A 13,527-nucleotide genomic window follows, 5' to 3' on the forward strand; every position below is an offset into this window, starting at 1 on the left:
GCACGCGGCGGCGCGCGCCGCCGGCGAGCCCCGGAGCGGCGCCGATCACCAGCATGGCGAGCACGATCCCGGCGAGCGGCCGCAGATCGATCCCGCGCGCCGTGACCGCCGAGGCGTCGCCACCCGCATCCGGGCGTTCCTCGGGCGCCGTCGTGGGTGTCGCCGATGCCGTGGGCGCGGTGGTCGGCGCGGTGACGTCGTCGCCGCTCGCGCCCGCCGGATCGGTGGCGCTCGCGAACCGCGTCGGCGTGCCGAGGCTCTTCGTCGGCTCGAAGGCGACCCAGCCGACGCCCTCGAAATAGCCCTCGGGCCACGCGTGCAGTTGTCCCGTCGTCACCTCGGCGACGCGCTGCCCGTCGACCGTGTCGCCCGTGAACTTGCCGGGGAGGAACCCCACGACGATCCGCGACGGCATGCCGAGCGTCCGCGCCATCAGCGCGAACGCGCCCGCGAAGTGCACGCAGTACCCCTCTTTGCGGTCGAGGAAGGCGGCGACCGCCTCGACCCCGGCCCCGTCGAAGCCCTCGACGACGGGCGTGTCGAGGGAGTAGGTGAACTCGGGCCCGCGGAACCAGCTCTGCAGTGCGACGAGCCGGTCGTAGTCGGTCTCCGCCCCGGCGGTCACGGTGCGCGCCGTGTCGCCGACCACCGCCGGCGTATCAGCGGGCACCGCGGTCACATCGACCGCGGTGTCGTCGAGGCGCGCCGACGCGGCGCGGATCTGTTCGAGCGTTGGCTGCGGGGCCTGCGAGACGACCTCGTAACGCTGCCCCTGCGCGTTGCTCTGACCGGTCAGCAGCGTGCGACTGTAGGGCACCGCACGCCAGTCGCCCTCGAGGCCCGTGACCGTCACGGCGGGGTAGGGCACGGGCAGGTAGGCCGACGAGAGCTGGGCGACGTCGACGTTCGTGTGGTACTCGGCGATACGGATGCCGTCGCCCGCCGTCACCGGATCGAGCCCCGCGTCTGTCAGCTCGACCGAGCGCGGGCGGTCGGGCTGCCAGACGTCGCCGTCGAACAGCGACAGGGTTGCCACGCGCAGGTTCGGCAGCTGCGGGGCGTCGCTGCGGAACGTGAGCACGGCCACGTCGCCGGGCTGGCGCAGATCGTCGCCGAGGTCGAGCGAGGGGTCGATGCTCGCGGCGACCCCCGAGCCGCCGGCCGACGCGGTCGGCGGCGGGAGGGCCGGCCCGCCGATGACCGCGCCGACGATCGCGACCACGCCGATCGTCACGGCCACGGCCGTGACGCCGCCCGCCCGCGCGGCCGTCGTCTCGCGCGTGCGGGTCTCGGCGCGGATGAGGTACAGGATCGCCGCGGCGAGCACGACGAACGCGACCACGTCGACCCCGGCGGGCACGGCGATGGCGGGGATGAGCCAGACGATCACGAGCGCCACGGCCGCCAGCAGCGGCATCCGTGCCGTGAGCACGACGTGGTCGAGCGCGATCGTGAGCAGGCCCAGCGCCGCGACGATCACGAACCCGAGCGCGGCGGTCGCGGCGAGCGGCGCGACCCCTTCGAGGATCTGCTGCCCCGCGTCGCGCACGAGGTCGGTGCCCGCGCGCAGCGTCTCTGCGGTCGGGATGACCCGCAGGAGCGCGGCGCTCGGCAGGAACACCGCCGTGACCGCCGCGACCCACACGACGATCTCGACGAGGGTCACCGCGATCGCCGGCACGCGGCGGGCGCGGCGCAGTGCGAAGCCGACGGCGAGCAGCACCGCCGCGAGGACGGCGGCGCCGGGCAACCAGCCGCCGCTGTGCACGACCCGCAGAAGCGGGACCATCGTCGCGACGATCGCGAGCCACAGCGCGATCGTCAGGCGCACCTCGCCGCGAGGTCGGCCGCGGCGCGCGCGGTCAGGCGTCGACACGGCGCGCCCCGAGGTTTCCGCGATCGACCGCGACGTTCCACGCCGCGGCCAGGTCGACGCCGTCGCCGATCTCGGCGGCGCGCCAGCCCCGTTCGGCCGCGTGCCGCAGTGCGCCCTCGGCGGGTGCGGCGGCGAGCAGCAGGGGGAGGGAGGTGTGGTGCACGAGCGGGGCGAGCGCCGCGGCATCCGCGTCGTCGATCGCTCCCGCGACGATCACCAGGGGCCCGGTCGGGTCGCTCGCGAAGAGGCTGCGGGGCCCCGCGAGGCTGCCGTCTCGGCGCGCCTTGACGGTCGCGAGGTCGACGGCGAGCCGCTCGATGCCGGCCGCGTCGCCACCGGCGACCTCGTCGCTCAAGGCGGCGCCGTCGCCGTCGATCACGGCGACGGTGTACCCCTCGCGCGCGAGCAGCGCCGCCGCCGACAGGCACGCCGACACCGCGGCCTCGAAGGCCGCGTCGGCACCGGCGGAGCGCGCGGCGTCGGGCGCCCAGTGCGCCGCGGTGCGGTCGAGCACGACCACCGCCTCGGGAGTCGTCTCCTGCTCTTCTTGACGCACCATCAGCTCGTCGCGGTGCGCGCTCGCGCGCCAGTGGATGCGCCGCATCGAGTCGCCCGGCACGTAGTGGCGGGGCACGAGGTTGTCCGATCCCTGACCGAGCTGATCGGTCGCGCTGTGCATGCCGCCACCGAGGTCGCCCGACTGGTCGGCGAGCGGGCCGAGCTCGACGAGCGCCGGGGTGACCGTCAGCGGGAGCGCGCGGCCGATCGTGTGGCGCCGGCGCGCGAGGCCGAACGGGTCGGTGGCGACCACCGACAGCGGGCCGATGTTCCGGATGCCTCGACGCGCCGCCGTCGCCGTGTACGCGAGCTCGGTGTCGCGCCCCTTCGCGCGCACTCCCGACGAGGTCTCGGGGAAGACACCGTTCGCCTCGCCGTGCACGCCGTCGGGGAGAGCGTCGTGCCAGCGGCCTTGGGCAGCGGGAAGGGGGCTCCGGATTTCGATCCGCAGCCGCACGGCCACCTCGTCGCCGACGGACACGACGGCGGGGTCGAACGAGCGGGTCACCCGCTCGGAGCGGCGCACGAGGTAGAGCGTCGCGATGCTGCCCGCGACGAGCAGCACGAGCAGCACGGCCAGATAGACCAGCTCGGCCAGCGCGAACCGCTGCGCGAGCACGAGGCACGCGGCGGCGAGCAGGGCCGCACCCGTCCCGCGGAAGGTCAGCGGCCAGCGCGAGAACACGGCACCGTCACCGGGTCGCGAGCGGCACGCGCACGCTGCCGACGATGCCGCGCAGGATCGACGAGATCGTGTCGGCGCCCCCGTGTCCGCGGGTCGCCGAGCCGCGCGCGGCGATCATGCGGTGCGCGAACACGGGCTCGACGAGCGTCGCGACGTCGTCGGGGATGACGAACTCGCGGCCGTCGAGGGCGGCCCACACCTTCGCGGCACGCACGAGCTGCAGCGTCGCGCGCGGGCTCGCACCCAACCGCACGTCGGCGTGTTCGCGCGTCGCGCGCGCGAGCGCCACCGTGTACTCCTCGACGGCGGGGGAGACGTGGATGCCTCGTGCCCACGCGATCAGGCCGCGCACCCCGTCGGCGTCGATCACCGGCGTCAGGGCGTCGAGGGGGTTCGCCGTGCCGCGCTGGCGCAGCATGAGCGCTTCGCTCGCGGCATCCGGATACCCCATCGAGATGCGCATCATGAAGCGGTCGCGCTGCGCCTCGGGCAGGGCGTAGGTGCCCTCCATCTCGAGCGGGTTCTGCGTCGCCACGACGAGGAACGGGTCATCGAGCGGGTGCGACGTGCCGTCGACGGTGACCTGGCGCTCTTCCATCGCCTCGAGCAGGGCCGACTGCGTCTTCGGCGACGACCGGTTGATCTCGTCGGCGATCACGATGTGCGCGAAGATCGCGCCGGGTTTGAACTCGAACTCGCGGTCGACGGGGTTGTAGACGCTGACGCCCGTGACGTCTCCCGGCAGCAGGTCGGGGGTGAACTGGATGCGCCGCACCGTCGCGTCGACCGATGCCGCCAGCGCGCGGGCGAGCACGGTCTTGCCGACCCCGGGCACGTCTTCGATGAGCAGGTGGCCCTCGGCGAGCAGGCACACGAGGGCCGCGCGGACGGCGGCGGGTTTGCCGTCGATCACGCGCTCGACAGACGCGAGCACGGCGTCGGTGGAGCGGGCGAAAGAGTCGGCGGTGAGCGGGTGGTCGGGCATGCGTCTCCCTGTCTCAGCGGCGGTGCCTGCTCGATGCTAACCCGGCGGCGGAGCCGTGGTGCGGCCCGGGCCCAGACGTCGGGTAAACTCGCATCTAGCTCTCCGCGAGGCGGCACCCAGGCCAAATCCCCCAGGACGGAAACGTAGCAAGGGTAACCAGGCTCTGCCGGGTTCGCGGAGAGTCTTTCTTTTGCCCGCCGGCAGGCGCGACGGGGTTTTGTCCGGGGGGAGCCTGGCCGGGGCATCCATGCCCGCCATAGGCTGGCGGGGTGGCGCAGAGCATCTACATCACCTCGACCGAGGGCTTGTCGGGGAAGTCCACCATCGTTCTCGGCGTGATCGACGCGCTCACCCGGTCGATCCCGCGCGTGGGGGTGTTCCGCTCCATCGCCCGCTCGACCGCCGAACGCGACTACGTGCTCGAGATGCTGCTCGACCACATCGGCGTCGACCTCGACTACGAAGAGGCCGTCGGCGTCACCTACGACGAGGTGCGCGCCGATCCCGACGCGGCGCTGTCGAAGATCGTCGAGCGGTTCAAAGCGGTCGAGGCCAAGTGCGACGCGGTCGTCATCGTCGGCAGCGACTTCACCGATGTCGGCTCGACGAGCGAGCTCGCCTACAACGCGCGCATCGCCGCGAACCTCGGAGCGCCCGTGCTCGTCGTGCTGAACGGCCGCGCCGACCAGGGCGACCGTCTCGGCATGAGCGTCGCGCGCACGCCCGAGCAGCTCGGGCAGCTGATGTCGCTGGCCCTCACCGACATCTCGTATCAGCGCGCCGAGCTTTTCGCGGTGATCACCAACCGCGCCGACCCCGCGCGCCTGCGCGAGATCAACGCGGCCGTGCACGCCGTCGTGGTCGACGCGCCCGCCGCCGACGGCACCCGCGAGGCGCCGGTCGGGGTCTGGTCGATCCCCGAAGACGTGCTGCTGGTCGCCCCGGCGGTGCGCGACATCATGCTGCGCCTCGGCGGCCGGCTGCTGCGAGGCGACGAAGACCTCATGACCCGCGAAGTGCTCGACGTGGTCGTGGCCGGCATGTCGCTCAACAACATCCTGCCGAGGCTCACCGACGGCGCGATCGTGATCGTTCCCGCCGACCGCACCGAGGTGCTGCTGGGCCTGCTGCTGGCGAACTCGTCGGGCACGTTCCCGTCGATCTCGGGCATCATCCTGAACGGCCCGTTCCCGCTGCCGGCCGCCGTCGACGACCTCATGGCCGGCCTCGACTCGTCGCTGCCGATCGTGCAGACCGACCTCGACACCTACGACACCGCCGTCCGTGTGATGGGCACGCGCGGCCGCCTGGCCGCGGGATCGCAGCGCCGTTTCGACACGGCGCTGGCCCTCTTCGAACAGAACGTCGACACCGAAGAGTTCACCCGCGCGCTCGGGCTCGCCCATTCCGCCGTCGTCACGCCGCTCATGTTCGAGTACCAGCTGCTCGAGAAGGCGCGCACCTCGCGCAAGCGCATCGTGCTGCCCGAGGGCGGAGACGACCGTGTGCTCAAGGCCGCCGCGACGGTGCTCACCCGCGGCATCGCCGACCTGACGATCCTCGGTGAAGAGGCCGAGGTGCGCGGGCGCGCCGTCGAGCTCGGCATCGACCTCAGCGCGGCGCAGGTGCTGAGCCCGTTCGACCCGGTGATCGTCGACCGCTTCGCCCGCGAGTACGCGCAACTGCGCAGCCACAAGGGGGTCACCTACGCGCAGGCGGCCGACACGGTCACCGACGTCTCGTACTTCGGCACCATGATGGTGCACCTGGGGCTTGCCGACGGCATGGTCTCGGGCGCGGCCCACACGACGGCGCACACGATCCGCCCCGCCTTCGAGATCATCAAGACCCGTCCGGGCGTCTCCGTGGTCTCGAGCGTCTTCCTCATGGCGCTCGCCGACCGCGTGCTGGTGTACGGCGACTGCGCCGTCATCCCCGACCCGACCGCGCCGCAGCTGGCCGACATCGCGATCTCGTCGGCGGCGACGGCGACGGAGTTCGGCATCGAGCCGCGCGTCGCGATGCTGTCCTACTCGACGGGGGAGTCCGGGTCGGGGGAGGACGTCGACAAGGTGCGCGAAGCGACCGCGCTCGTGCGCGAGCGCGCGCCCGAGCTGCTCGTCGAGGGCCCGATCCAATACGACGCGGCCGCCGATGCCGCCGTCGCGAAGGCGAAGATGCCCGGCTCCGCCGTCGCGGGCCGTGCGACGGTGTTCGTCTTCCCCGACCTCAACACCGGCAACAACACCTACAAGGCGGTGCAGCGCTCGGCGGGCGCGGTCGCGATGGGCCCGGTGCTGCAGGGCCTCAACAAACCGATCAACGACCTGTCGCGCGGTGCGCTCGTCGACGACATCGTCAACACGATCGCCATCACCGCGATCCAGGCCCAGTCTGCCCGGGCAGAGGGAGTCTCCGCATGACCGTCGTGCTCGTGATCAACAGCGGCTCGTCGTCGTTCAAGTACCAGCTGATCGACGTCGAGACCGAGCAGGCCCTGGCATCCGGCCTCGTCGAGCGCATCGGCGCCGACGTCGGCGCGATGACGCACAAGGCGGCGGATGCCTCGTACGAGCGCGAACTGCCGATCCCCGATCACGCCGTGGGGTTCGAGGTGATGCTTCGCGCCTTCGACGAGTTCGGCCCCTCGCTCATCGAGAATCCGCCGGCGGCGATCGGGCACCGGGTCGTGCAGGGCGGGGCGCGGTTCTTCCACCCCACCCTCATCGACGACCTCGTCGAGATCAACATCGACGAGCTGTCGGTGCTCGCGCCGCTCCACAACCCGGGGGCGGTGCAGGGCATCCGCGCCGCGCGCACCGCGTTCCCCGACCTGCCGCACGTCGCCGTCTTCGACACGGCGTTCCACCAGACGCTGCCGCCCGCCGCGTACACGTACGCGATCGACCACGACATGGCGCGCAAGCACCGCATCCGTCGGTACGGGTTCCACGGCACGAGCCACAAGTTCGTGAGCGAGGCGGCGGCGGAGCACCTCGGACGGCCGCTCAAAGAGCTCAAGCAGCTCGTGCTGCACCTCGGCAACGGGGCATCCATCACGGCGATCGACGGGGGCCTGTCGGTTGAGACCTCGATGGGCCTGACGCCCCTCGAAGGACTCGTCATGGGCACCCGCTCCGGCGACATCGACCCGTCGGTGCTGCTCGTGCTCGCGCGCCGCGAAGAGATGACCCCGAGCCAGCTCGACGACTTCTTGAACAAGCGCAGCGGCGTGCTGGGAATCGCCGGCGTCTCCGACATGCGCGACATCGAGGAGCGCCGCGAGGCGGGCAACGGTGCCGCGATGCTCGCCTTCGACGTCTACATCCACCGGCTGCGCGCCTACCTGGGTGCCTACATCGCCCAGCTCGGCGGCGTCGACGTCATCTCGTTCACGGCGGGCGTGGGCGAGAACTCGCCGCTCGTGCGCGCGGCGGCGCTCGAGACGCTCGGCTTTCTCGGGGTGCGGGTCGACCCCGCCCGCAACGAGGAGCGTCGCCGTGGCATCCGCGTCATCTCGACCGACGACTCGGCCGTCACGGTGCTCGTCGTGCCGACGAACGAAGAGCTCGAGATCGCCCGCCAGACCCTCACGGTCACGAGCGCCCGCTGAAAAGAAACGTGCCGTTCACACCCCGCGACTACGCTGGCAGAGTGACCGTGGATCTTCCCGACCTGACGACCTACGACGGGGTGCTGTTCGACCTCGACGGCGTGCTCACCCCGACCGCCGAGGTGCACATGCACGCCTGGCGGACGATGTTCACCGACCTGTTCACAGGCTGGGGCGTCGAGCCGCCGTACACCGACGACGACTACTACCGCTACCTCGACGGCAAGCAGCGCTACGACGGCGTCGCAAGCCTGCTGCGCTCGCGCGACGTCGAGATCCCGTGGGGCGATCCGTCCGACCCGCCCACCGCCGACACCGTGTGCGGCGTGGGCAACCGCAAGAACGAGGTGTTCGCCGCCGTGCTGCGCGAAGAGGGCATCGCGCCCTACCCGGGCTCGCTCGCGCTCATCGAGAAGCTCCGCGCGGCCGGCACGCCGATCGGGGTCGTATCGAGCTCGAAGAACGCCGAAGAGGTGCTCGCCGCCGCCGGCATCCGCGACTACTTCCGCATCGTCATGGACGGCGTCGTGGCGGCACGCGAGGGACTGCGCTCCAAGCCCGAGCCCGACATGTTCGCCGAAGGGGCGCGCATGCTGGGTGTCGACCCGGCCCGCAGCGCCGCCGTCGAAGACGCGCACTCGGGGGTGCAGTCGGCCGCCGCCGCCGGGTTCGCCCTTGTCGTCGGCGTCGACCGCGGCGCCGGTGCGCAGGCCCTGCTCGACCTCGGCGCCGACCTCGTCGTCGACGACCTCGCCGCGTTCGTCGCATGATGTTCGCTCGCATCGAAGGGATGGACCCGATGGATCGCGACCGCTTTCCCGTCGACCCGTGGCGCCTCGTCGAGACGAGGTTCTCGCTCGACGACGTCGGGGTGACCGAGACCCTGTTCGCGCTCGGCAACGGCTACCTGGGCCTGCGCGGCAACCACCCCGAGGGGCGGCAGGCGCACGAGCACGGCACGTTCATCAACGGCTTCCACGAGACGTTCCCGATCCGTCACGCGGAGCAGGCCTACGGCTTCGCCGAGGTCGGCCAGACGATCGTGAACGCGCCGGATGCCAAGGTCATGCGGGTCTACGTCGACGACGAGCCGCTCGACTTCGACACCGCCGACATCCGCGAGTACGAGCGCGTCCTCGACATGCGCACGGGCGTGCTTACGCGGCACGTGCGCTGGATGACCCCGAGCGGCAAGGACGTCGTCGTCGACGTCGACCGCATGGTGTCCTTCGAGGAGAAGCACCTCGCGATCATGCGCCTGACGGTGACGGTGCTGAACTCGGATGCCCCGGTCACCGTCAGCTGCCAGCTGATCAACCGCCAGGACGGCGAGGACGTCTACGGCGGACGCGCCCCCGGGAGCGGCAAGGGCGGTTTCGACCCCCGCAAGGCCGAGCGCATCTCGGAGCGCGTGCTGCAGCCGCAGGAGTACTGGCAGGACGGACCGCGGGCGGCGCTGTCGTACCGCACGACCGAGTCGGGCATGACCGTGGCGGTCGTCGCCGACCACCTCATCGACACCGAGAACGAGTACTCGGAGCGCACCCTCACCGAGCCCGACATCGCCAAGCACGTCTTCCAGGTGCAGGCGCGGGCGGGCGTGCCCGTCACGGTCACCAAGCTCGTCAGCTATCACACGTCCCGTGGCGTGCCCGCGCGCGAGCTCGTCGACCGCGGCCGGCGCACCCTCGACCGCGTCGAGGCCGAGGGCGTGCAGACCCAGTACGACCGCCAGGCGGCGTGGATGGCGGCCTTCTGGGAGCGCTCCGACGTCGTCATCGGCGGCCACGACGATCTGCAGCAGGCGACCCGCTGGTGCCTGTTCCAGCTGGCGCAGGCCGCCGCGCGTGCCGACGGACTGGGCGTCCCGGCGAAGGGCGTGACCGGCTCGGGCTACAGCGGCCACTACTTCTGGGACACCGAGATCTACGTGCTCCCCTTCCTCATCTACACGACGCCGCTCTGGGCGCGCAACGCCCTGCGCATGCGCTACAACATGCTCCCGGCGGCGCGCAAGCGCGCGGGGCAGCTGAACGAGGGCGGGGCTCTCTTCCCGTGGCGGACGATCTCCGGCGAAGAGGCATCCGCCTACTACGCTGCCGGCACGGCGCAGTACCACATCAACGCCGACGTGAGCTTCGCGCTCGGCAAGTACGTGCGCGCCACGGGCGACGATGACTTCCTCTACCGCGAGGGCGTCGACATCGCCGTCGAGACGGCGCGGCTGTGGTCGACGCTCGGGTTCTGGCGCTTCAACGAAGACGGCGAGCCCGAGGTGTTCCACATCCACGGCGTCACCGGCCCCGACGAGTACACGACGGTCGTCAACGACAACCTGTTCACGAACGTCATGGCCCGCTACAACCTGCGCTTCGCCGCCCGGGTGGTCCGGGAGATGGCCGACACCGCGCCGCACGAGTACGCCGCGATGGTCCGCCGCCTGGGGCTCGACGAGGGTGAGCCGGATGCCTGGGACGCGGCCGCCGAGGCGATGCACATCCCGTACAGCGAGGGCCTCGGCATCCACCCGCAGGACGCCGTGTTCCTCGAGCGCGAGGTGTGGGACCTCGAGTCGACGCCCGCCGATCAGCGGCCGCTGCTGCTGCATTTCCACCCGCTCGTGATCTACCGCTATCAGGTCCTGAAGCAGGCCGACGTGGTGCTCGCGCTGTACCTGCAGGGCAACCACTTCACCGATGAGGAGAAGCTCGCCGACTTCGAGTACTACGACCCGCTCACGACGGGCGACTCGACCCTGTCGGCGGTGGTGCAGGCGATCCTGGCGGCCGAGGTCGGCTACCAGAAGCTCGCGCTGGAGTACTTCGCGCAGTCGATCTTCGTCGATCTGGGCGACCTGCATCACAACGCCGCAGACGGGGTGCACGTCGCGTCGGCCGGTGGCGTGTGGACGGCGCTCGTCGCGGGCTTCGGCGGCATGCGCGACCACTGGGGCGAGCTCTCGTTCGACCCGCGCCTGCCGGCGGACTGGCCGTCGCTGTCGTTCCCGCTGCACTGGCGCGGCACGGCGCTGCAGGTGACGATCACCCGGCGCGAGCTGACGGTCGTCGCCGGCCCCGGCGAGCCGGTGCTGTTCGCGGTGCGGGGGCGCGAGTACGAGGTCGCCGGGGGAGCGACGGTCGTGGTGCCGCTCGCGGGTCAGGGCCCGGTCATCTCGGGTCGGCCCACACTCGACGACATCGGCGAGTCGCTCCGCGAAGACGGCACGCTGCTGTCGGCGTCGGTGCCGAGCGCGACCATGACGACGACGATCCCGGTCATCACGGGCACGACCCCGGTGTCAGAGCTGGGTCGCGACCGCGAGGAGCACGGCAACCTCGGTATCGACACCTGATCGCCTCCTGATCGTCTCGGGCGCACCTCGCCCGGCCTTGCGCCGGTTCGGGGTCGCACCTGGTCGTCACCGCTGCGGCGTGGCGACCAGGTGCGACCCCGAACTCTCCGCGACGATCGCGCGTACGGCGTCTCTGCCCGCGCGGTTCGCGCCGACCGTCGACTGCGACGGGCCGTAGCCGATCAGGAAGAGGCGCGGTTCGTCGAGCGAGCGGCCGTTCGCGACGCGCACGCCGCCCGCGGAGGTGCGCAGACCGAGCGGCGCGAGGTGCCCGATGTCGGCGCGGAACCCTGTCGCCCAGAGGATCACGTCCGCCGGCTCGAACGAGCCGTCGGGCATGCGCACGCCGCCGGGTTCGATGGCGGTGAACATCGGATGCCTCACGAGCACGCCTCTCGCGCGGGCCGCCTCCGACCACGCCGTGCGGTGCTGGCCGGTCACCGAGATGACGCTTCCGGGCGGTTCGCCGCGGCGCACGCGCTCTTCGACGCCGGCGATCGCGGCGACGCGGGCGGCGGTGTCGAAGTCGGCGGCATCCCAATCGACCTCGCGCCGGGTCACCCAGAACGTGTCAGCGACCTGCGAGATCTCGTCGAGCAGCTGCACGGCCGAGATGCCCGCCCCGACGATCACGACGCGCTGGCGCGCCCCGCCGCGTGCCGAGAACTCGTCCCTCGAGACGTAGTCGTGCACGTGCAGCTGGCGGCCGAGGAACGTCTCTGCGCCGGGCAGGCGCGGCCAGAACGGGCGGCGCCACGTGCCGGTCGCGTTGATGACGAAGCGGGCCGACCATGCCTCGGCATCCGTCTCGCTCCCTGTTTCGACGAGCAGCCGCCCGGCCGGGTCGCCGTCTTCGCGGCGCACCGCGCGCACCCGCACGGGCCGGCGTACCTGCAGGTCGAAGCGCCGCTCGTAGTCGGCGAAATACGCGGGGAGAACGTCGCGCGCTGCGGCCGCGGGATCGGCGGGCGGCACGGGCGCCCCGGGCAGCTCGTAGATGCCGTTGACGGTCGCCATCCGAAGGGATGCCCAGCGGTGCTGCCACGCGCCGCCGGGGGCGTCGTCGGCGTCGAGCACGACGAAGGTGGGGGAACCTGCGGCGGGCGCCGCCGCGCCCGTGCCCACGGGCGTGTAGCCGCGGCGGCGCAGGTGGTAGGCGGCCGACAGGCCCGCCTGCCCGGCGCCGATCACGACGACATCGACGGGCTGCGCTCTCACACTGCGTGCAACCGAACGACCGGCGATCCTGTTCCCGGGCTCGATGTCGGACGCACGCCGTAGTCTGTTCTGGTGACCACCGCCCTGTACCGCCGCTACCGGCCCGAGTCGTTCGGCGAGATGATCGGGCAGGCCCAGGTCACCGATCCGCTCATGACGGCGCTCCGCGGCGACCGCGTGGGGCACGCCTACCTGTTCAGCGGCCCGCGCGGCTGCGGCAAGACCACCTCGGCACGCATCCTCGCGCGCTGCCTGAACTGCGCGCAGGGCCCGACCGACACCCCGTGCGGCGTGTGCGACAGCTGCGTCGAGCTCGGGCGGGGCGGCGGCGGCTCGCTCGACGTGGTCGAGATCGACGCGGCATCCCACAACGGTGTCGACGACGCCCGTGACCTGCGCGAGCGCGCGATCTTCGCGCCCGCGCGCGACCGGTTCAAGATCTTCATCCTCGACGAGGCGCACATGGTGACCCCGCAGGGGTTCAACGCGCTGCTGAAGCTCGTCGAAGAGCCGCCCGACCACGTCAAGTTCATCTTCGCGACGACCGAGCCCGAGAAGGTCATCGGCACGATCCGCTCGCGCACGCATCACTATCCGTTCCGCCTCGTGGCGCCCGCCGCGATGCTCGAATACGTCGAGCAGCTCTGCGCGCAAGAGGGCGTGCAGGTCGAAGCGGGCGTTCTCCCTCTCGTCGTGCGCGCGGGCGGCGGATCGCCGCGCGACACCCTGTCGCTCCTCGACCAGCTGATCGCGGGGTCGGAAGACGGCGCCGTGAAGTACGAACGCGCCGTAGCGCTGCTCGGCTACACCCACGCCGAACTGCTCGACGAGGTCGTCTCGGCCTTCGCCGCGAACGACGCCGGCGGTGCGTTCGCCGCCATCGACCGGGTCGTGCAGACGGGGCAAGACCCGCGCCGCTTCGTCGACGACCTGCTCGAGCGCCTGCGCGACCTGATCGTCGTCGCCGCGACCGGCGACGGCGCCTCGGCGGTGCTGCGCGGCATCCCCGCCGACGAACTCGAACGGATGTCTCGTCAGGCCACCGCGTTCGGCACCGACCGGCTCTCGCGCATCGCCGACCTCGCCGTCGGAACGCTCGACGACATGACCGGTGCGACCTCGCCCCGCCTGCAGCTCGAACTGCTCGTCGCGCGCGTGCTCGCGTCGTTCGGCGCGGCGGCGGCCCTGGGGGTTGCGCCGGTGGGCGCTCCCGCCCCGGTCGCGACGGCTGCGCCGCAGC

The 13,527-nt window shown here is 72.0% G+C and carries 9 protein-coding genes and 1 other RNA gene; 6 read left to right on the top strand and 4 right to left on the bottom strand.

Going from position 1 to position 13,527, the window contains the following annotated elements; all coding sequences use genetic code 11:
• The 3 genes from G3N18_RS14125 to G3N18_RS14135 all read right to left on the bottom strand — a co-directional run.
• A partial coding sequence (locus G3N18_RS14125) for a transglutaminase TgpA family protein (protein WP_338038611.1) occupies nucleotides 1–1,876 on the bottom strand: 1,876 nt, incomplete at its 3' end.
• Entirely contained in the window at nucleotides 1,863–3,119 is a 1,257-nt protein-coding gene (locus G3N18_RS14130) for a DUF58 domain-containing protein (protein ID WP_196384911.1), read from the bottom strand. The genes G3N18_RS14125 and G3N18_RS14130, both read right to left, overlap by 14 nt.
• Before the next feature lie 7 nt (nucleotides 3,120–3,126).
• Nucleotides 3,127–4,104 carry an AAA family ATPase gene (locus G3N18_RS14135; protein WP_196384912.1) on the bottom strand — a complete coding sequence of 326 codons (978 nt, stop codon included), beginning with the start codon at nucleotides 4,102–4,104 and terminating at the stop codon, nucleotides 3,127–3,129.
• Between the two features lie 93 nt (nucleotides 4,105–4,197).
• Between G3N18_RS14135 and ffs the strand changes: the two genes are divergently transcribed.
• The 5 genes from ffs to G3N18_RS14160 all read left to right on the top strand — a co-directional run bounded on the left by ffs (nucleotide 4,198) and on the right by G3N18_RS14160 (nucleotide 11,069).
• Nucleotides 4,198–4,294, top strand: an RNA gene (ffs, locus tag G3N18_RS14140) — signal recognition particle sRNA small type.
• 79 nt (nucleotides 4,295–4,373) lie between these two features.
• Nucleotides 4,374–6,527 carry a phosphate acetyltransferase gene (gene pta / locus G3N18_RS14145; protein ID WP_196384913.1) on the top strand — a complete coding sequence of 718 codons (2,154 nt, stop codon included), beginning with the start codon at nucleotides 4,374–4,376 and terminating at the stop codon, nucleotides 6,525–6,527.
• On the top strand, nucleotides 6,524–7,717 hold the full coding sequence (locus tag G3N18_RS14150; protein ID WP_196384914.1) for an acetate/propionate family kinase: 1,194 nt from the start codon (nucleotides 6,524–6,526) through the stop codon (nucleotides 7,715–7,717). Before pta ends, G3N18_RS14150 begins: the two co-directional genes overlap by 4 nt.
• A gap of 41 nt (nucleotides 7,718–7,758) precedes the next feature.
• Nucleotides 7,759–8,487, top strand: coding sequence for an HAD-IA family hydrolase (locus tag G3N18_RS14155; RefSeq protein WP_196384915.1), 729 nt, complete (start codon nucleotides 7,759–7,761; stop codon nucleotides 8,485–8,487).
• Nucleotides 8,488–8,516: 29 nt separating this feature from the next.
• The gene (locus G3N18_RS14160; RefSeq protein WP_196384918.1) at nucleotides 8,517–11,069 is read left to right on the top strand and encodes a glycoside hydrolase family 65 protein; all 2,553 of its coding nucleotides are present in this window, start codon (nucleotides 8,517–8,519) and stop codon (nucleotides 11,067–11,069) included.
• Between the two features lie 66 nt (nucleotides 11,070–11,135).
• Here G3N18_RS14160 and G3N18_RS14165 read toward each other — a convergent pair whose 3' ends face one another.
• Entirely contained in the window at nucleotides 11,136–12,287 is a 1,152-nt protein-coding gene (locus G3N18_RS14165) for an FAD-dependent oxidoreductase (protein WP_196384916.1), read from the bottom strand.
• 72 nt (nucleotides 12,288–12,359) lie between these two features.
• Between G3N18_RS14165 and G3N18_RS14170 the strand changes: the two genes are divergently transcribed.
• A partial coding sequence (locus G3N18_RS14170; protein WP_338038612.1) for a DNA polymerase III subunit gamma and tau occupies nucleotides 12,360–13,527 on the top strand: 1,168 nt, incomplete at its 3' end.

The organism is Microbacterium paulum (assembly GCF_015707995.1).
In the GTDB taxonomy this organism is placed as follows: domain Bacteria; phylum Actinomycetota; class Actinomycetes; order Actinomycetales; family Microbacteriaceae; genus Microbacterium; species Microbacterium paulum.

Bases quoted from the DNA above. Each gene is read 5' to 3' on its own strand.
- G3N18_RS14160 (WP_196384918.1), top strand. From the start codon at position 8,517: ATGGATCGCGACCGCTTTCCCGTCGACCCGTGGCGCCTCGTCGAGACG.
- G3N18_RS14135 (WP_196384912.1), bottom strand. From the start codon at position 4,104: ATGCCCGACCACCCGCTCACCGCCGACTCTTTCGCCCGCTCCACCGAC.
- G3N18_RS14150 (WP_196384914.1), top strand. From the start codon at position 6,524: ATGACCGTCGTGCTCGTGATCAACAGCGGCTCGTCGTCGTTCAAGTAC.